At 73.6% G+C, this 17,536-nt stretch carries 16 protein-coding genes and 2 pseudogenes; 11 read left to right on the top strand and 7 right to left on the bottom strand.

Features of this window, described 5'->3' with window-relative positions:
* Position 1: 1 nt before the first annotated feature.
* A complete protein-coding gene (locus PHY01_RS27520; RefSeq protein WP_141278436.1) occupies positions 2-403 on the bottom strand; it encodes a DUF1772 domain-containing protein in 402 nt (133 codons plus the stop codon).
* 62 nt (positions 404-465) lie between these two features.
* Here PHY01_RS27520 and PHY01_RS10805 point away from each other — a divergent pair, with 62 nt between their 5' ends.
* Positions 466-1,653 (top strand): MFS transporter, encoded by a 1,188-nt coding sequence (locus PHY01_RS10805; protein WP_218030098.1) that lies wholly within the window; start codon positions 466-468, stop codon positions 1,651-1,653.
* A gap of 313 nt (positions 1,654-1,966) precedes the next feature.
* Here the strand turns inward: PHY01_RS10805 and PHY01_RS10800 are convergent, their stop codons facing one another.
* From PHY01_RS10800 to PHY01_RS10785, 4 genes are all read right to left on the bottom strand, one after another.
* Positions 1,967-2,560 (bottom strand): trimeric intracellular cation channel family protein, encoded by a 594-nt coding sequence (locus PHY01_RS10800; RefSeq protein ID WP_141278434.1) that lies wholly within the window; start codon positions 2,558-2,560, stop codon positions 1,967-1,969.
* Positions 2,561-2,985: 425 nt separating this feature from the next.
* The gene (locus PHY01_RS28100; protein WP_307723964.1) at positions 2,986-4,227 is read right to left on the bottom strand and encodes a helical backbone metal receptor; all 1,242 of its coding nucleotides are present in this window, start codon (positions 4,225-4,227) and stop codon (positions 2,986-2,988) included.
* A gap of 217 nt (positions 4,228-4,444) precedes the next feature.
* Complete coding sequence (locus PHY01_RS10790; RefSeq protein ID WP_141278432.1) at positions 4,445-5,692, bottom strand: IS701 family transposase; 1,248 nt, start codon at positions 5,690-5,692, stop codon at positions 4,445-4,447.
* 118 nt (positions 5,693-5,810) lie between these two features.
* Entirely contained in the window at positions 5,811-6,071 is a 261-nt protein-coding gene (locus PHY01_RS10785; protein ID WP_370467279.1) for a helix-turn-helix domain-containing protein, read from the bottom strand.
* A gap of 69 nt (positions 6,072-6,140) precedes the next feature.
* Between PHY01_RS10785 and PHY01_RS10780 the strand changes: the two genes are divergently transcribed.
* The 5 genes and pseudogenes from PHY01_RS10780 to PHY01_RS28205 form a co-directional block, all read left to right on the top strand.
* Positions 6,141-7,631: an aldehyde dehydrogenase family protein gene (locus PHY01_RS10780; protein WP_370467280.1), complete on the top strand. Its 1,491-nt coding sequence runs from the start codon at positions 6,141-6,143 to the stop codon at positions 7,629-7,631.
* Positions 7,632-7,693: 62 nt separating this feature from the next.
* Positions 7,694-8,032, top strand: a complete 339-nt coding sequence (locus tag PHY01_RS10775; protein ID WP_141278430.1) for a hypothetical protein — start codon at positions 7,694-7,696, stop codon at positions 8,030-8,032.
* Positions 8,029-9,591, top strand: a complete 1,563-nt coding sequence (locus tag PHY01_RS10770) for a GMC family oxidoreductase (RefSeq protein WP_141278429.1) — start codon at positions 8,029-8,031, stop codon at positions 9,589-9,591. The genes PHY01_RS10775 and PHY01_RS10770 overlap by 4 nt, the downstream gene beginning before the upstream one ends.
* Positions 9,584-10,021, top strand: coding sequence for a DUF6992 family protein (locus tag PHY01_RS10765; RefSeq protein ID WP_141278428.1), 438 nt, complete (start codon positions 9,584-9,586; stop codon positions 10,019-10,021). Before PHY01_RS10770 ends, PHY01_RS10765 begins: the two co-directional genes overlap by 8 nt.
* 172 nt (positions 10,022-10,193) lie before the next feature.
* Positions 10,194-10,286: pseudogene (locus PHY01_RS28205) on the top strand (putative nucleotidyltransferase substrate binding domain-containing protein); the annotation flags it as partial.
* Here PHY01_RS28205 and PHY01_RS10755 read toward each other — a convergent pair.
* Complete coding sequence (locus tag PHY01_RS10755) at positions 10,276-10,794, bottom strand: MarR family winged helix-turn-helix transcriptional regulator (RefSeq protein ID WP_373865358.1); 519 nt, start codon at positions 10,792-10,794, stop codon at positions 10,276-10,278. The pseudogene PHY01_RS28205 and the gene PHY01_RS10755 sit on opposite strands and share 11 nt — an antisense overlap.
* 152 nt (positions 10,795-10,946) lie before the next feature.
* Between PHY01_RS10755 and PHY01_RS10750 the strand changes: the two genes are divergently transcribed.
* From PHY01_RS10750 to PHY01_RS10730, 5 genes and pseudogenes are all read left to right on the top strand, one after another.
* Complete coding sequence (locus PHY01_RS10750) at positions 10,947-11,579, top strand: FMN-dependent NADH-azoreductase (RefSeq protein WP_141278426.1); 633 nt, start codon at positions 10,947-10,949, stop codon at positions 11,577-11,579.
* A gap of 16 nt (positions 11,580-11,595) precedes the next feature.
* On the top strand, positions 11,596-12,261 hold the full coding sequence (locus tag PHY01_RS10745; protein WP_141278425.1) for a GNAT family N-acetyltransferase: 666 nt from the start codon (positions 11,596-11,598) through the stop codon (positions 12,259-12,261).
* Between the two features lie 30 nt (positions 12,262-12,291).
* On the top strand, positions 12,292-13,509 hold the full coding sequence (locus PHY01_RS10740) for an MFS transporter (RefSeq protein WP_141278424.1): 1,218 nt from the start codon (positions 12,292-12,294) through the stop codon (positions 13,507-13,509).
* Between the two features lie 85 nt (positions 13,510-13,594).
* Positions 13,595-13,849, top strand: coding sequence for a type II toxin-antitoxin system Phd/YefM family antitoxin (locus PHY01_RS10735; RefSeq protein ID WP_141278423.1), 255 nt, complete (start codon positions 13,595-13,597; stop codon positions 13,847-13,849).
* Between the two features lie 20 nt (positions 13,850-13,869).
* A pseudogene (locus PHY01_RS10730) lies at positions 13,870-14,271 on the top strand (type II toxin-antitoxin system VapC family toxin); the annotation flags it as partial.
* Here the strand turns inward: PHY01_RS10730 and icmF are convergent.
* The gene (gene icmF, locus PHY01_RS10725) at positions 14,272-17,475 is read right to left on the bottom strand and encodes a fused isobutyryl-CoA mutase/GTPase IcmF (RefSeq protein ID WP_141278422.1); all 3,204 of its coding nucleotides are present in this window, start codon (positions 17,473-17,475) and stop codon (positions 14,272-14,274) included.
* Positions 17,476-17,536: the final 61 nt, after the last annotated feature.

Below are 17,536 nucleotides of genomic sequence, written 5' to 3'. Positions count from 1 at the left end.
GTCACGGTAGCCCGAGCTGCACCGCCGCCAGCACCGTGGCGGCGGTCCAGACCAGCGTGCGCGCCAGGTTCGCGCGCAGCAGCGGGCGCAGGTCGCGGTCGGCGTCGAGCGCGGTGTGGGCGGGGACGGCGCCGAGCACCGTCAGCGCGGCGCCCGCCGCGGCGAGCACCCCGAGGGCGGCGAACCCGGTCGGCGACGCCAGCAGCAGCGCCCCGGCCGACACGCCCTGCAGCAGCCACGGCGGCCCGACCACCCAGCCGATCCGGCGCAGGTGCGCCCGGTGGTAGGCGGGCCACTGATCGGGCCCGACCAGCGCGAACGCCGGGTACACCACCACCTGCACCACCCAGCCGACGCCGGTGAGCACCGCGGTGGTGACGAGATGCACGAGCAACCAGGGCACGCCGGACCGTACCCGGGGCGTACGCTGGCCCGCGTATCGAATCGATTCGATGGGAGCTCGTGGTGACGACCGATCTGCGCCGGGCGCGCAACGCGGTGGTGGTGGCCTTCGCCGTCAACGGGTTGGCGTTCGCGTCGTTCATCAGCCGCACACCGGCCATCGCCGACGGCCTCGGTCTGACGACCGCGCAGCTCGCCCTGATGCTGCTGTGCCTCTCGGCGGGCTCGGTGGCCGGGCTGCCGCTGGCCGGGCCGCTCGTGGCTCGGCTGGGGCCGGGGCGGTCGGTGCTGGTCGCGGCGCTCACCGAGACCGTCGGCCTCGCGCTGCTCGCGCTGGGCCTGCTCACCGCGTCCGTGCTGCCCGCGGCGATCGGCCTCGCCGTCACCGGGCTGGGCACGGGGGTCTGGGACGTCGCGATGAACGTCGCGGGCGCGGAGGTCGAGCAGCGCCGCGGCCGCACCCTCATGCCGCGGCTGCACGCCGCGTTCAGCATCGGCACCGTGGTCGGGGCCGGGATCGGCGCGGCCACCGCGGCCACCGGCGTCCCGCTCGCCGCGCAGGTGCTCGGCGTCGTGGTGCTGATCCCGCTCGTCATGACGGTGGCCGTGCGCGGCTTCCTGCCGTCGGTGCCCGCGCCGACGCGGGCCGAGGGCGGCACCGGCGTGCTGGCGGCCTGGCGCGAACCGCGCACGCTGCTGATCGGCGTGCTCGTGCTCGGTTTCGCCTTCACCGAGGGCTCGGCCAACGACTGGATCGCCTACGCGCTGGTGGAGGGCTACGGCGCGAGCGAGACCGTCGGCGCGATCGCGTTCGGGGTCTTCGTCAGCGCGATGACGGTCGGGCGCACGTTCGGGGGGTCCGCCCTGGAGCGGTACGGGCGGGTCGCGGTGCTGCGCGCGGCGGCCGGGCTGGCGCTGGTCGGGCTGCTGCTGGTGCTCGTCGGCGGGTCGGTGCCGGTGGCGCTGGCCGGTGCGCTGCTGTGGGGGCTGGGCGCGTCGCTGGGGTTCCCGGTCGGGATGAGCGCGGCCGCCGACGACCCGGCGAAGGCCGCGGCGCGCGTGTCGGTCGTCAGCTCGGTGGGCTACACCGCGTTCCTGGCCGGCCCGCCCCTGATCGGCCTGCTGGCCCAGGACGCGGGCATCCTCACCGCGCTGTTCGTCGTGCTCGGGGCGCTGGTCGTGGGCCTGCTGGCCACCGGTGCGGCCCGGCCCACCGCCGGGGCGGCCCCCGTGGAACCGGCACGGCGCTGACGAGGAGTTGTTCGTGATCCCGCGCGACCCGCTGACGGGCCGCGACCGCGGCTCCGTCGGCATCGACGTGCCGCCCGCTGCTGATCACGCTGGTGGTGGCCGCCGCGATCACCCTGGAGGACGGGCGCGTCGTCCCGCACCGCTACGGCGAGCTGCCCGAGCGGCGCGGCGCCGGAAAGTGGAGACGGCGTTCACCGAGGAGGCCCCGGTGGGCGGCGCCGTCGCCGCGGTCGTGGCGGCCGCGCAGCGGGCGGAGAATGGCAACCGTGCCGGCGTCGGGCGCGGGCGGCGACGGTGGCGGCGGCGCGGGGTCCTAGGCGACCGGCGCGTTCCAGCGTCGCCACAGGGCCAGCACCCGGACACCGGCGACGAGCCCCGCGGCGACGAGGGCGACCGGCAGCTCGGGGAGACCTGCGGCGTCCCCGGCCACCACGATCACGGCACCCCCGGCCGCGGCGAGGGCGTAGATCTCGCGGCGAAGCACCGTCGGGATCTCGTTGAGCAGCAGGTCCCGCAGCACCCCGCCACCGATGCCGGTGATCACCCCGACCAGCGCGGAGGTGATCGCGGGGGCGCCCGTGCCCAGCGCCACCGCGGTGCCGGTGGTGACGAACAGCGCCAGCCCGAGCGCGTCGGCGAGCTGCACCCCGCGCCGCAGCCGCGTCACCGCCGGATGCCACCGGAACACCAGCAGCGCCACCACCGCCGGGACCACGAGGTAGGGCCACTGGCGCAGCGTCGAGGGCGGCGTGACACCGAGCAGCACGTCGCGCACGATCCCCCCGCCTAGCGCGGTGACGGCGGCCAGCACCACGACCCCGAACACGTCCAGCCGGGCGTGCACCGCGGCCAGCGCGCCGGACGCGGCGAACACGGCGACGCCGAGGAGGTCGAGGACGATGAGCACGCGCCGAGCCTAGATCCGCGAGTCCCCGTTCTTCGCCGCGAGTCCCTGGTTCTGCGCCCGTGAGTCGCGGGAGTCGCGTCGACAGGTCGGGCGGGTGTGCCCGCGGGCGGCGGGGCCTCCGCCCGTGGCTCCCGGATTCCGTCGTGGCCTACGGGTCGTGTCGGCGTTCCCAGCTCCGTCCGGTGCGACGGCCGCGCCAAGATCACCGTCTCGGCGCGAATGCGGCGGAGGATCGCCGGAAATGCGCCGAGACGATGATCATGCGGCGATCCGTCGCCGACGGCGGATCACCCGCCGGACCGGGTCGAGCGCAGCGGGCCGCGACTCGCGGGCGCCGAGAAGCGGGGGACTCGCAGGCGCAAAACCAGGGGACTCGCGTGCGGGAAACGGGGGACTCGCGGGCGGAGAACGGGGGACTCGCGGGGTCAGGGGGGCGGGGTCAGGGCCTGGGGGAGGGTGTGGGCGGCCTCGGTGAGGCTCGGGCCGTACCAGGTCAGCAACCGCCCGCTGACCAGCGCGGACGGGACGCCGGGGAACGCCTCGGGCCCGTCGTCGGCGGTGAACAGGTAGGGCTCGTCGGGCAGCACGGCGAGGTCGTGCGGGGGCAGGGTCGCCGGGTCGAACCGGGGGTAGCGCTCCGGGTCGTCGCCCAGCACGTTGTCGACGCCGAGCCGGGCCAGCAGCGCACCGGTGAACGTGTCGGACCCGACCGCCATCCACGGCCGGCGCCAGATCGGGATCACCGCGCGCCGCCGCCGCGAGGGGACGGGGACCGCCACCCACGCCGCCTCCGCCTCGTCGAGCCACGCGGGACGGTCGAGCCGGCAGGCGGCGAGCATGCGGGCCAGGGAGCCGAAGGCGTCGTCGAGCGTGCGGATGTCGGTGACGTACACGGGCACGCCCGCGGCGCGCAGCGCGTCGAGGTCGGGTGCCCGGTTCTCCTCCTGGTTGGCGACGACGAGGTCGGGCCGCAGCGCGACGATCGCGTCGACGTCGGGGTTCTTGGTGCCCCCGATCCGGGCGGCGTCGAGGTCGCCGGGGTGGGTGCACCAGTCGGTGACGCCGACCAGCAGACCCGGCGCGGTGGCGGCCACGGCCTCGGTCAGCGAGGGGACGACCGACACCACCCGCCCCACGGCGTCCGGCACGGCCACCCCGGTCCCGAGATCATCGACGAACACCGGGCCGACCCTACGGCGCCGGGCGACGGCGGGCCGTGTCACCACCCCGCCCGGCCCTGTCACCGCGGACGACCGCGCCACGGGGACGGGATCGGACACCGGCCGGATCGGCGTTCCGGGCGTCTCAGGCGGTGTACCAGCCCATCCTCCGCGAGATCTCGCCCGCCCCCGGAGCAGGGGGACCGTCAGGTCCGCCCGGCGGTCCTCGTCGAAGCGGTAGGCCGGGCCGCTGACGCTCAGGGCGGCGACCACCGATCCGCTGCGGTCGCGCACCGGCGCGGCGACGGCGTTGAGGCCGGTCTCGTACTCCTCCACCGCGACGGCGTATCCCGCGGAGCGGACCTCGGCGAGCTCGGCCTCGAGGGCGCCGGCGAGGGTGACGGTCCGCTCGGTGAGCCGCTCCATCCCCGACGCGGTGAGCAGCTCGGCGCGGCGGGGTTCCGGGAGGTGGGCGAGCAGGATCTTGCCGCCCGCGGTGCAGTGCAGGGGGGGTGAGGTGGCCGATCCAGTTGTGCGAGGAGACCGTCGACGGGCCGAGCGCCTGGTCGACGTTCACCGCCCAGTGCCCCTGCAGCACCGCGAGGCTGATCGTCTCACCCAGCTCCGACGCCAGGCGGGCGCAGACGGCGCGGCCCTGGCGGCTGACGTCGAGCCGGTCGGACACGGCACCGGCGAGCGGGATTAGTACTCCAGCCGTAGATCGTTATGACGGTCGCAGGGTTGTCTGCTGTCGCCGGTAGTGGCTGGTTCGGGCTCGGTGCTGGTGACGACGTCGCCAGTGGGACCAGGCGTGTGGGCAGGCGAGGGTGCGGGCGGGGTCGATGACCAGCACGGTGAGCAGGCGTCGGATCTCGTTGCAGGTCAGCGCGATCAACCCGAGGACGGCGGGCCGGTCGGCGTGCTCGTTCGCGGCGATCACCGCGAGCAGCGCGTGGGCGAGCATGGCCAGCAGGGTCCAGCGCTGCCAGGAGGTCCAGCGGCGGACCTGGTGCTCATCGAGCCCGGCCAGGCCCTTGGCGGCCTGGAAGGATTCCTCGACCGTCCAGCGGCGGCCGGCGACGCGGACCAGCTCGCGCAGCGGCACCGGGTGTGGGCTGTAGCAACGGTAGAACGCCAGCTCGCCGGTGTCGCGGTGGCGGCGCACGAGTAGCCACCAACACGCGGTGTCCGGCGCGTCGGCGGGCGGGGTGAGGGTGACCAACGCCCAGTCGTAGAACCGCTGCCCCTTCGCACCGGCACCAGCCGAGACTCGCTGCCAGGCATGTCGCGGCAAACCGGCGGTGAGCGCGTCGGCGCGCAACAGCCCGGCTCCGGTCGGGACGCGCCGGTCGCAGCCAATCGCCAGCACGTAGCCGATCTGCTGGAGTTCCAGTTCGGTGCGCAGGGCGGGGTCGGCGCCGTAGACCTCGTCAGCGGCCACCCACCGGGCCGCGACCCCAGCCCGCAGCGCCCGCGTGAGCATCCCGGTGGCAAGCGCGGGCTTGGTCGCGAACTCGATGTCGTCCGGGACGCCGGCGCGATCGCACCGGTCTGGGTCGGTGGTCCAGGAGCGCGGGAGGTAGAGCTCGCGGTCGATCATGGCGTGGCCACGGGCGGCGGCGTAGGTGAGGTAGACCGCGACCTGGGCGTTCTCGATCCGTCCGGCGGTGCCGGTGTACTGGCGTTGCACCCCGACCGTGCACGTGCCCTTCTTGAGGTCGCCGGTCTCGTCGACCACCAGCACCGCGTCGCTGTCGGCGAGCTGGCCGGTGACGTAGTCGCGCAGGTCGTCGCGGACACCGTCGGTGTCCCAGCGTGCGCGGCCCAGCAGGTGCTGCATGCCATGCGGATCCAGGTCACCGGCGTGCTCGGCGATCGTCCAGCAGTTCTTCCGTGGCAGGTCGGCCAGTAGCCCGAGCAGGAACTTCCCGGCCCGCCGGCGGGTCTCCACGCGAGCGAACCGCCCGGCCATCTGATCGAGCAGCCTGTCGGTCTCGGCCTGCCACCGGCCTGGTTCTACGCTGTGGCCCACGGCCACCGCTTGATCATCTGATGTCGACACAACGGACGATCATCAAGCGGTGGCCGTCCTACGTCCGGGACCGCCACGCCGCAAGATCACGATCTACGGCTGGAGTATTAGGCCGAAGCCGAGCCGGTACTTGCCCCGGTCGGCCGCCTGCTCGACGAGCCCGCGCCCCTAGCAGCTGGAAGGCCGTCGACCTGTGCACGTCGATCTCGGCGGCCACCTCGCTGACGCCCGCCTCGCCGCGCCGGGCCAGGATCTCGACCACCGTGATTGCCCGATCGACCGACTGGACGCCCCCATCGCGACCAGCACTGTTGCTCATGACGAAACCATGGGCATCAATCCGAACAGGGCGCTTGACGTGGCGTCCGGGGCGAGGACGATCTACGACGTGCCCAGCCCTCTTCGACACAGCCTCTTCATCGACGGACAGTGGACCGCCGGCTCCGGCGGTACCGACGACGTGGTCAACCCGTTCGACGGGAGCGTGGTCGAGACGGTCGGCCAGGCGGGCTCCGACGACGTGGCGCGCGCGGTCGCCGCCGCGCGCACCGCCTTCGACGCCGGCCCGTGGCGCGGTACTCCGGCCCCCGAGCGGGGCGCGCTGCTGCGCCGGATCGCCGACCTGCTGGTGCGCGACAAGGAGTCGATCGCCCGCACCGAGACCCTCGACACAGGCAAGACGATCACCGAGTCGCGCATCGACGTCGACGACGTCACCGCCGTGTTCCGCTACTACGCCGACCTCGCCGACAAGGAGCCCGGCCGGGTCGTCGACGTCGGCAAGGCGCACGTGCTCTCCCGCGTGGTGCACGAGCCGGTCGGCGTCTGCGTGCTGATCACGCCCTGGAACTACCCGCTGCTGCAGCTGTCCTGGAAGCTCGCGCCCGCGCTGGCCGCCGGCAACACCTGCGTGATCAAGCCCAGTGAGGTCACCCCGTTGACCAGCGTGCTGCTCGTGCGCCTGTGCGAGGAGGCCGGGGTGCCGCCGGGCGTCGTCAACATCGTGCTGGGCAACGGGCGCGACGTGGGCGCCCCGCTCACCGAGCACCCGGCGGTCGACATGGTGTCGTTCACCGGCGGCCTGGCCACCGGGCAGGCCATCATCCGCGCGAGCGCGGCCACGGTGAAGCGCGTCGCCGTGGAGCTCGGCGGCAAGAACCCCAACATCGTCTTCGCCGACACCCCGCTCGACCTCGCCGCCGACTGGGCGCTCACCGCGGTGTTCCTGCACGCCGGGCAGGTGTGCTCGGCGGGGGCGCGGCTGATCGTCGAGGAGTCGGTGCACGACGAGCTGGTGGCCGAGATCGGCCGCCGCGCCGAGCTGATCAGGCTGGGCGGCGGGCTCGTCGAGGGCACCGAGTCCGGGCCGCTGGTCTCCGCCGCGCAGCGCGACAAGATCGAGGCGTTCGTCGCCGACGCCCTGGCCGACGGCGCGCGCCTCGTCGCGGGCGGCCGGCGGCCCGACGAGCCCGAGCTCAAGGACGGCTTCTTCTACCGCCCGACCGTGCTCGCCGACGTCACCCGCGACATGCGGGTGATCCGGGAGGAGACGTTCGGGCCGATCCTCACCGTCGAGTCCTTCCGCACCGAGGACGAGGCGATCGCGCTGGGCAACGACACCGAGTACGGCCTCGCCGGGGCCGTGTGGACCACCGACATGGCCCGCGCGCACCGCGTGGCGGGCGCGCTGCGCCACGGCACGGTGTGGATCAACGACTACCACCCCTACGTCCCCGCGGCGGAGTGGGGCGGGATGAAGTCCTCCGGCAACGGCCGGGAGCTGGGACCGACCGGTCTGGCCGAGTACCAGGAGCACAAGCACGTCTGGCACAACACCGCGCCCGAACCCGCGGGCTGGTTCCGGGGAGGTCAGGCATGAGCGGGCGTCAGCGAACGGATCATCGGCACAGCGGCGGGCGACGCGCGACCCTGCCGATGCTCATGATCTACATCGCGTACCTGCTGGTGACGGTGCCGATGCTGCGCAAGCGCCTGAAAGGGGAGTGGCCCGGGCCGGACGCGGGCACCGACGGCTACTTCTCGCTCGGCCGCTGGGGTATGCCGGTGAACATCCTCGCCGTGGTCTGGGGTGCCGCGATGGCGGTCAACCCGGCCTGGCCGCGCGAGGACGTCTACGGCGCCGGGGTGCTCAGCTTCATCGCGCCGATCTTCATCGGAGCCGTCATCCTGATCGGGCTGACCTGGTACCTCGCCCGCGGCCGGCACGAGGTCGGCACCTTGCCCGAGCACATGGCGAAGAACCTGGAGCAGGCCCCGTGACCGACAGCTACGACTACGTGATCGTCGGCGGCGGGTCCTCGGGCTGCGCGCTCGCGGCCCGGCTCTCGGAGGACCCGTCGGTCACCGTCGCGCTGCTGGAGGCGGGCCCGTCGGACGTCGACGACCCGGCGATCCTGCGCCTGACCGACTGGATGGCGCTGCTGGACTCCGGATACGACTGGGACTACCTCGTCGAGCCGCAGGAGCACGGCAACTCGTTCCTGCGCCACGCCCGGGCCAAGGTGCTGGGCGGCTGCTCGTCGCACAACTCGTGCATCGCGTTCTGGACCCCGCGCGAGGACCTCGACGAGTGGGCGGCGAACGGGTGCGACGGCTGGTCGGCTGACGAGTGCTGGCCGCTGATCGCCCGCCTGGAGACCAACGACGGCGAGTGGGACGGGCACGGGCGCTCCGGGCCCGTCAACCTCATGCAGATCCCGCCCGACGACCCGTGCGGGGCGGCCGTCCTGGCGGCGGCGGCGGCCGTCGGGATGCCGACGGTGCGGTTCAACGAGGGCACCACCGTCACGGAGGGGGCCGGGTTCTTCCAGGTCAACCGGTTCCCCGACGGCACCCGCGCGTCGGCGTCGGTGAGCTACCTGCACCCGATCCTGGACACCCGCACGAACCTGTCGGTGCTCACCGGGGCGTGGGCGTCCCGGGTGCTGTTCGGCCAGGAGGACGGACACGGCAGGCGGGCCACGGGGGTGGAGTACCAGCAGGACATCGGCCCCGGACGGCGCACCGTGACGGCCCGGCGCGAGGTGATCCTCTCCGCGGGCGCGATCGACACCCCGAAGCTGCTCATGCTCTCGGGCATCGGGCCGGGGGAGCACCTGCGCGAGTTCGGCATCGACGTGCTGGTCGACGCGCCGGGCGTCGGGGCCAACCTGGACGACCACGTCGAGGGGCTGGTGATGTGGGAGGCCGCGCGGCCGATGGTCACCCGCTCCACGCAGTGGTGGGAGATCGGGCTGTTCACCCGCACGCAGCCCGGCCTGGACCGGCCGGACCTGATGATGCACTACGGCTCGGTGCCCTTCGACCTCAACACCGTGCGCTGGGGCTACCCGACCACCGACAACGGTTTCTGCCTGACGCCCAACGTGACGCGCGGTCGCTCGCGCGGCACGGTCCGGCTGCGGACGCGCGACTTCCGCGACCGGGCGCGGGTCGACCCGCGGTACTTCACCGACCCCGAGGGCCACGACATGGCGGTGATGCTGCACGGGGTGAAGCTGGCGCGGCGGATCGCCGAGCAGCCCTCGCTGAAGGAGTGGATCACCCGGGAGCTGACGCCCGGGCCCGAGGCCGTCACCGACGACGACCTGGTCGACTACATCACGAAGACCCACAACACCGTCTACCACCCGGCGTGCACGGCGAAGATGGGTCCGGACTCCGACCCGGCGGCGGTGGTGGACCCGCAGCTGCGGGTACGCGGGGTGGAGGGGCTGCGGGTGGCGGACGCGTCGATCCTGCCGTTCCTGCCGGCGATCAACCCCAACATCACTTGCATGATGGTCGGCGAGAAGGCCGCGGACCTGCTCCGTGGGTGATCCCTGGGCCCGTCAGGAGGCGCTCGCCCGCTCCACCTCCGTGTGGGGCGTGGCGAGCGTTGTCGCCGGGCTGGGGCTGGCCGCGGCCCGGCGCGGCCCGTTCGCCACGGCGTTCGGGTGGCAGAACGCGGGCTGGGGCGCGGTGGACCTGGCCGTCGTCGTGGTCGCCGGCCGACTCAAGGCCCGCCGGATGGCGCGAGTGCCCGACCCGTACGCCCCTGACGCGATCGCCGCCGAGGGACGGAAGCTGCGCCGGGTGCTGCTGCTCAACGTGGCCCTCGACGCGGGCTACGTCGCGGGTGGCGCGGCGCTGTGGCGGTGGCGGCGCGGACGGCCGGGCCCGGCGGGGGCGAGCGCCGGCATCGTGGTCCAGGGGGCGTTCCTGTTGCTCCACGACGCCCACCACGCCTACTGGTCGGGCCGGCGGTGATGCGGCCGGGTGCGCAGAGCTGCTCTGCTCACCGATACGCATCACCGGAGCCGGATCCGCGACGATGATCGCGGAGAGTGGGACATGACCGCCACCCATGGCGCTCATGTCCCACTCCTGGTGATCATGGCGGGCCCGCGCGGGATCGGAGGCAGGTGACGACGGCAGCGGCGTGCTGGGGCTGCGACTGGCGCACCAGGTCGAGCAACTGCGGAACGGGGAGGCTCCCGACGACCTGGTGCGGCCCGCCGACCTCAGCGCGGTGACGCGGGCGTCGCTGCGCGAGGCGTTCCGGGCGGTGGCGTCGGTGCAGCGGCGGATCGCCGGGGAGCTCGACCTCGGGGTGCGCTGAGCTCGGCGGCCTGCAGCTCCTCCGCCACCTGGCAGGGGTTGACGGGGGCGGAGCCGAGCGCGATGCGTGCCAGCAGCTCGCGCAGCACGGTGCGCTCGTCCTCGGCGAGCGGGGCCAGCACGGCCTCCTCGGCGCCGCGCAGCGCGCGCTCCAGGGCGCAGAGCCGCGCGCCGCCGTCGGTCGTGAGCGAGATGCGCCGGGCGCGGCGGTCGGCCGGGTCGGGACGGCGCTCGACGAGGCCCGCGGACTCCAGGTCGTCGAGCAGGTAGGTCATCACCGTGCGGTCGACGCCCAGGTGCTGGGCGAGCGCGAGCTGGCTGCCGGCCTCGCCGCGGCCGGCGGCGGCGAGGACCTGGTAGCCGCGCGGGCCGCCGGGGACCCCGGCGACGACCTCGTCGATCGCCCGCAGGTAGCTCCGCATGACCGTGCCCAGCGCCCAGCCCAGATCGGACTCCAGGCGGGGCGGTGTGGTCACGGTCGCAGCGTACCCGGAATGCCCACCCCCATATTGTCTGTTGCAACGATCGTCTGTTAGACAGAACATCGTCAGTACCGCACGCACGAGGAGATCCGATGAGCCTGTTCCGTCTCGACAGCAGCATCCGCACCGAGGGTTCGGTGAGCCGCGAGGTCGCCGACGCCCTGGAGGCCGCCTACGTCGAGCAGCACCCGCACGCCACGGTCACCCGTCGCGACCTGGTGGCCGACCCGCTGCCGAACGTCTGGCCTGTCGCCGCGTTCGCCGGGTTCACCCCCGCCGAGCAGCGCACCGACGAGCAGCGCGCGGCGCTGGCCGTCGCCGCCGGGCTGGCCGACGAGGTGCTGCGCGCCGACGTCGTCGTCGTGGCCACCCCGCTGTACAACTTCGGCGTTCCGGCCCACCTCAAGGCCTGGATCGACCTGCTGATCACCGACCCGCGCTTCGGCCCGGGCACCTCGCCGCTGGCCGGGCGCCCGGTGACGCTGGTCGTCGCCCGCGGCGGCGGTTACGGCGTCGGCACCCCGCGCGAGGGCTGGGACCACGCCACCCCGTACCTGCGCCGCATCCTCGCCGACGTCTGGGGTGCCGACCTCTCCGTCGTGGAGGCCGAGCTCACCCTCGCCCCCGTCACCCCGGCGATGGCCGACCTGGTGCCGCTGGCCGAGGCGTCGCGGGCCGAGGCGCTGCTGCGGGCGGCGGCCGTGGGCAAGGCGCACGCGGCCTGATGATCTGATCGGCGTCATGCACCCGCTCGACGCCCCGGTACTGGCCGCGCTGACCGGACCGCACGCCCGCTTCGCGCAGCGCCGCGGCACCGCGCTGCGCTACCCGCCGGAGGTGTCGATCTGGGCGGTGTTCCCCGACGACGCCCAGGGGTGGCGCGACGCGGAGGCGTTCGGCACGGTCTCCCTCGCCGGGGAGCCGCGGGCGCGGCGCGAGGGCTGGGAGGCGACGATGCGGCTGCCCGGCGTGCAGCTCGACGGGTCCGGCATGGCCGTCGTGCCCGACCCCGGGGCCGTCGTGCTGGGCCCGGCCGACGTCCCGGAGATGCTCGACCTGGTGGCCCGCACCCGTCCGGGCCCGTTCGCCACGCGCACGATCGAGATGGGCACCTACCTCGGGATCCGGGAGGGCGGCGCGCTCGTCGCGATGGCGGGGGAGCGGATGCGTCCGGCGGGCTGGTCGGAGATCAGCGCGGTGTGCACGGCGCCTGCCGCGCGGGGTCGCGGGTTCGCCTCCCGCCTGGTGCGCGCGGTCGGTGCGGCGATCCGGGCCCGCGGCGACGTCCCGTTCCTGCACGCGGCCGCCGACAACGTCGCGGCCGTGGCGCTCTACGAACACCTCGGGTTCACGCTGCGCCGGAGGCTGGAGTTCGCGGAGTTCCGGAGGTGCGGCTCACAGGGCTGAACGGGCGGTCCGGACGTAGGGTCGATAGCGATGACAACGACTGCACCGGCCCCCGCCGGCCACGAACGCGGCACCCGCGGCTACCGGCGCCTGGGCGCGGCGCTGTGGTTCGGCGGCATCGCGACGTTCGTGCTGGTCTACGCGGTGCAGGGGCTGCTGCCGACGCTGGCCGCGGAGTTCGGGATCTCGTCGTCGATGTCCAGCCTGGCGCTCTCGGCCACCACCGGCACGCTGGCGTTGGCGATCGTCCCGCTGGCAGCGGTGGCGGAGTCCTGGGGACGGGCGCGGGTGATGACCTGGGCGCTCGCGGCGTCGGCGGTGCTCGCGCTGCTGGCCCCACTGTCGCCGACGTTCGGGGTGCTCGTCGGCATCCGGGCGCTGCAGGGCGTCGCGCTCGCCGCCCTGCCCGCGCTGCTGATGACCCACGTGACGCGCGAGGTCGCGGCCCGCTGGCTCGGCGGGGCGGTCGGGCTGCTCATCGCGGGCAACACCGTCGGCGGGCTGTCCGGGCGGCTGATCGCCGGGGCCGTCGCCGATCTCGGCGGGTGGCGGGCCGGGCTCGCGGCCGTCGGGATCGTGTCGCTGGCGTGCACGGTGGCGTTCCGCGCACTGCTACCGCCCTCGATCGGGGTCACGGCGGCCCCGGTCCGGCTGCGCGACCTCGGCGCGCCGCTGCGCGTGCACCTGCGCGACCCCGGCCTGCGCTGCCTGTTCGGGATCTCGTTCGCGCTGATGGGCACGTTCGTCACCGTCTACAACTTCCTGTCCTTCCGCCTGCTCGCCCCGCCGTTCCTGCTGCCCGGGGCGCTGGTCGGGCTGGTGTTCCTCGGCTACCTCGCCGGCACCGGGGCGTCGACGACGGCGGGGCGCCTGGGCGACCGGTTCGGCCGCCGGAAGGTCCTGTGGGGCACCGTGCTGATGGCGCTGGCTGGGGCCTGGGTCACCGTGCCCGACGTCCTGCCGCTGGTGCTCGCCGGCGTGCTGCTGCTGACGATCGGCTTCTTCGGCGCCCACTCGGTGGCCAGCAGCTGGGTCGGGCGCCGGTCGGTGCTGCTGCCCGGGGGCGACCCGAGCCAGGCCTCGTCGCTGTACCTGCTGGCCTACTACGCGGGCTCCAGCGTCGGCGGCCTGCTGGGCGGGGTCGCGTTCGACCTCGCCGGCTGGCCCGGTCTGGTCGGCTACGTGACGGTCCTGCTCGGCACGGCTCTGGTGCTGGCGGTGCACCTGCGGCACGTCCCCGCGCCGTGACCGTCGCGCACGCTTCCGGGAACGCGCCGGCCGAAGTGGCCATAATGGGCACGTTGTCAGTGGCCACAAGTGGGGGGGGTGTCGTATGGAGATCGGCATCCGGGAGCTGCGCGACGGGCTCAGTAGGCACCTGGCTGCGGTACGAGGCGGTCGCACCCTCACGGTGACCGACCACGGCCGCCCGGTCGCGCGGATCGTGCCCGTGGACACGCCCTCGCCGCTGGAACGGCTCGTGGCCGAGGGCCGTGTCCGGCCCGCGGCGGCTCCCCGGCGCGCCACCCCCGACCCCGTGCCGTCCGCGGGCACCGTCAGCGACCTGATCGACGACCAGCGTCGGTGATCGGATAGCTCGACACGTCGGCGTTCGTCCCGCTGATCATCGCGGAGCCGTCGACCGGCGCGTGCCGGCGCTTCTGGGAAGCCGCCGACGCCGTCGTGTCGTGCCGTCTGCTCTACGTCGAGACCGCCGCCGCGCTCGCCCAGGCCGTCCGGATGGGGCGGCTCGACCCGGGTGGCCACGACCGGGCGCGGGGCCTGCTCGACGACCTGTGGGCCGAGATGGAGGTCGTCGAGCTGGACCAACCGCTCGTCCTGGCCGCAGCGACGTACGCCGTGGACCAGGCGCTGCGCGGCTACGACGCCGTGCACTGCGCGGCGGCCCTCGAGCTGAGCGCGCCCGATCTGGTCGCCGCCGCCGGCGACAGGAGACTGCTCGACGCCTGGCACGGACTCGGGGTCGCGACGTACGACGTCAACGGCTGACTACATGTTGCGCCGGTACTGCCCGCCCACCTCGAAGAACGCCTCGGTGAGCTGGCCCAGCGAGCACACCCGCGCCGCGCGCATGAGCTCGTCGAACACGTTGCCCTCGCCGGTCGCGACGTCCTGCAGCCGCCGGATCGCCTCGGTCGCCTCGCTGCCGTGGCGGCCCTGGAAGTCGGCGAGCCGGTCGAGCTGGCTCTTCTTCTCCGCCTCGGTGGCCCGGGCCAGCTCGATCTCGACGGGCCCGGCGTCGGGGTCGTCGGGCTTGAGGAAGGTGTTGACGCCGACCAGCGGCAGCGTGCCGTCGTGCTTGCGGTGCTCGTAGAGCATCGACTCGTCCTGGATGCGGCCGCGCTGGTAGCCGGTCTCCATCGCGCCGAGGACGCCGCCGCGCTCGGAGATCCGGTCGAACTCGGCCAGGACCGCCTCCTCCACGAGGTCGGTCAGCTCGTCGACGACGAACGAGCCCTGCAGCGGGTTCTCGTTGAGCGACAGGCCCCACTCGCGGTTGATGATCAGCTGGATCGCCATCGCGCGACGCACCGACTCCTCGGTCGGCGTCGTCACGGCCTCGTCGTAGGCGTTGGTGTGCAGGGAGTTCGCGTTGTCGTAGAGCGCGCACAGCGCCTGCAGCGTGGTGCGGATGTCGTTGAAGTTCATCTCCTGCGCGTGCAGCGACCGGCCCGAGGTCTGTACGTGGTACTTGAGCTTCTGGCTGCGCTCGCTCGCCCCGTACTTCTCGCGCATCGCGATCGCCCAGATCCGGCGGGCGACCCGCCCGATCACGGTGTACTCCGCGTCCATCCCGTTGGAGAAGAAGAACGACAGGTTGTGGGCGAAGTCGTCGATCGACATGCCCCGCGCGAGGTAGCTCTCGACGAAGGTGAACCCGTTGGACAGCGTGAACGCGAGCTGGCTGATCGGGTTCGCCCCGGCCTCGGCGATGTGGTAGCCCGAGATCGAGACCGAGTAGAAGTTGCGGACCTTGTGATCGATGAACCAGGCCTGGATGTCGGCCATCATCCGCAGGCTGAACTCGGTGGAGAAGATGCAGGTGTTCTGGCCCTGGTCCTCCTTGAGGATGTCGGCCTGCACCGTGCCGCGGACGTTGGCCAGCGTGAACGCCGTCAGTTCCTCGCGCTCGGCCTCGTCGGGCTCGCGGCCCTCCTCCTCGCGGAAGCGCTCCAGCGTCTGGTCGATCGCGGTGTTGAGGTAGAACGCCAGGATCGTCGGCGCCGGGCCGTTGATCGTCATCGACACCGAGGTCGTCGGCGAGGTGAGGTCGAAGCCGCCGTAGAGGACCTTCATGTCCTCCAGCGTCGCGATCGAGACGCCGGACGTGCCGACCTTGCCGTAGATGTCCGGGCGGGTGTCGGGGTCGCGGCCGTAGAGGGTGACGGAGTCGAACGCCGTCGACAGGCGCTTGGCGTCGGAGTCGTCGGAGAGGATCTTGAACCGGCGGTTGGTGCGGAACGGGTCGCCCTCGCCGGCGAACATCCGGGCCGGGTCCTCGCCCTCGCGCTTGAACGGGAACACCCCCGCGGTGAACGGGAAGCGCCCGGGCAGGTTCTCCCGGCGCAGGAAGCGCAGCAGGTCGGCGTCCTCGGTGACGCTCGGCAGCGCGACGCGGCGCACCTTGTTGCCCGAGAGCGTCTCGCGGGTCAGCTGCGTGCGCAGCTCCTTGTCGCGGATCGTCACGACCAGCTCGTCGCCGGAGTAGTCCTGCACGACCTGCGGCCAGGTGTCCAGCAGCTCGGCGGCGTCGGCGGGCAGCGCCTTCTCGGCCTTGGCCAGCTCCTCGTCGACGGCCTCGCCGACCAGCTCGCGCGCGGTGCGCAGGTGCTGGCGGATGCGCGCGGCGTCGACGGCCTTCTCGGTGTCGGCGTGGTAGCCGCGCACGGTCTCGGCGATCTCGGAGAGGTAGCGGGTGCGCTGCGGGGGGATCACCGCGGCGTGCTCGGCGGAGGTCTTGCGGTCGGTGCGCGGCAGCCGGCCCTCGCCCGCCACCAGGCCGTCGTCGACGAGCATCTCGCGCAGGTGCTGGTAGAGCGCGGTGACGCCGAGGTCGTTGAAGGTGGCCGCGGACGTGCCGTAGACCGGCATGTCCTCCCACGAGGACCCGAACGCCTCGCGGTTGCGCACGAGCTGGCGGCCGACGTCGCGGCGGGCGTCCTCGGCGCCGCGGCGCTCGAACTTGTTGATCGCGACGACGTCGGCGAAGTCGAGCATGTCGATCTTCTCCAGCTGCGACGCGGCGCCGAACTCGGGCGTCATCACGTACAGCGAGCGGTCGACGAGGCCCGCGATGCCGGCGTCGCCCTGGCCGATGCCCGGCGTCTCGACGATCACCAGGTCGAACTCGGCGGCCCGCAGCACCGCGATGGCGTCGGTGAGGTGCTCGGGCAGGCTGGCGTCGGCGCCGCGGGTGGCCATCGAGCGGAAGAAGACCTGCTCGCCGCCGAGCGAGTTCATCCGGATCCGGTCGCCGAGCAGCGCGCCGCCGCCCTTGCGCCGCGTGGGGTCGACGGCGAGCACGGCGATGCGGAGCTTGTCCTCCTGGTCGAGGCGGAAGCGGCGCACGATCTCGTCGGTGAGGCTGGACTTGCCCGACCCGCCGGTGCCGGTGATGCCCAGCACGGGGACGGGGCGGCGCGGCTCCAGGTCGAGGTCGGCCGGGAGCCGGCCGGCCTCGGCGAGGGTGAGCACGCGGGCGAGCGTGGTGTGGTCGCCGGTGCGCAGGCCGTCGAAGGAGGCGGGAGGGGTGGCCGCGAGGTCGGTGTCGCAGTCGCGGATCATCAGGTTGATCATCCCGGGCAGGCCGAGGTGCTGGCCGTCCTCGGGGGAGAAGATCCGGGCGACGCCGCGCGAGTGCAGCAGGTCGATCTCCCGGGGGACGATGACGCCGCCCCCACCGCCGTAGACCTTGATGTGGCCCGCGCCGCGCTCGCGCAGCAGCTCGACCAGGTAGGTGAAGTACTCGACGTGACCGCCCTGGTAGGAGCTGATCGCGACGCCCTGCGCGTCCTCCTGGATGGCGGCGGCGACCACCTCGTCGACCGAGCGGTTGTGCCCCAGGTGGACGACCTCCGCACCCTGGCGCTGGAGGATGCGCCGCATGATGTTGATCGCGGCGTCGTGGCCGTCGAACAGGCTGGCCGCGGTGACGAAGCGGACCGGGTTCGCGGGCACGTGCAGGTCGGTCATCGGGGATGTCCTCTCGCCGGTAGCCTCCGGTGTTCGGGCGAACCCCGGCCGACGGATTTAG

The sequence above is a fragment of the Pseudonocardia hydrocarbonoxydans genome (assembly GCF_006539565.1).
Classification (GTDB): Bacteria; Actinomycetota; Actinomycetes; order Mycobacteriales; family Pseudonocardiaceae; genus Pseudonocardia; species Pseudonocardia hydrocarbonoxydans.
Note: the sequence above shows the minus strand (reverse complement) of the source record. Positions and strands in the feature narration are given on the sequence as shown.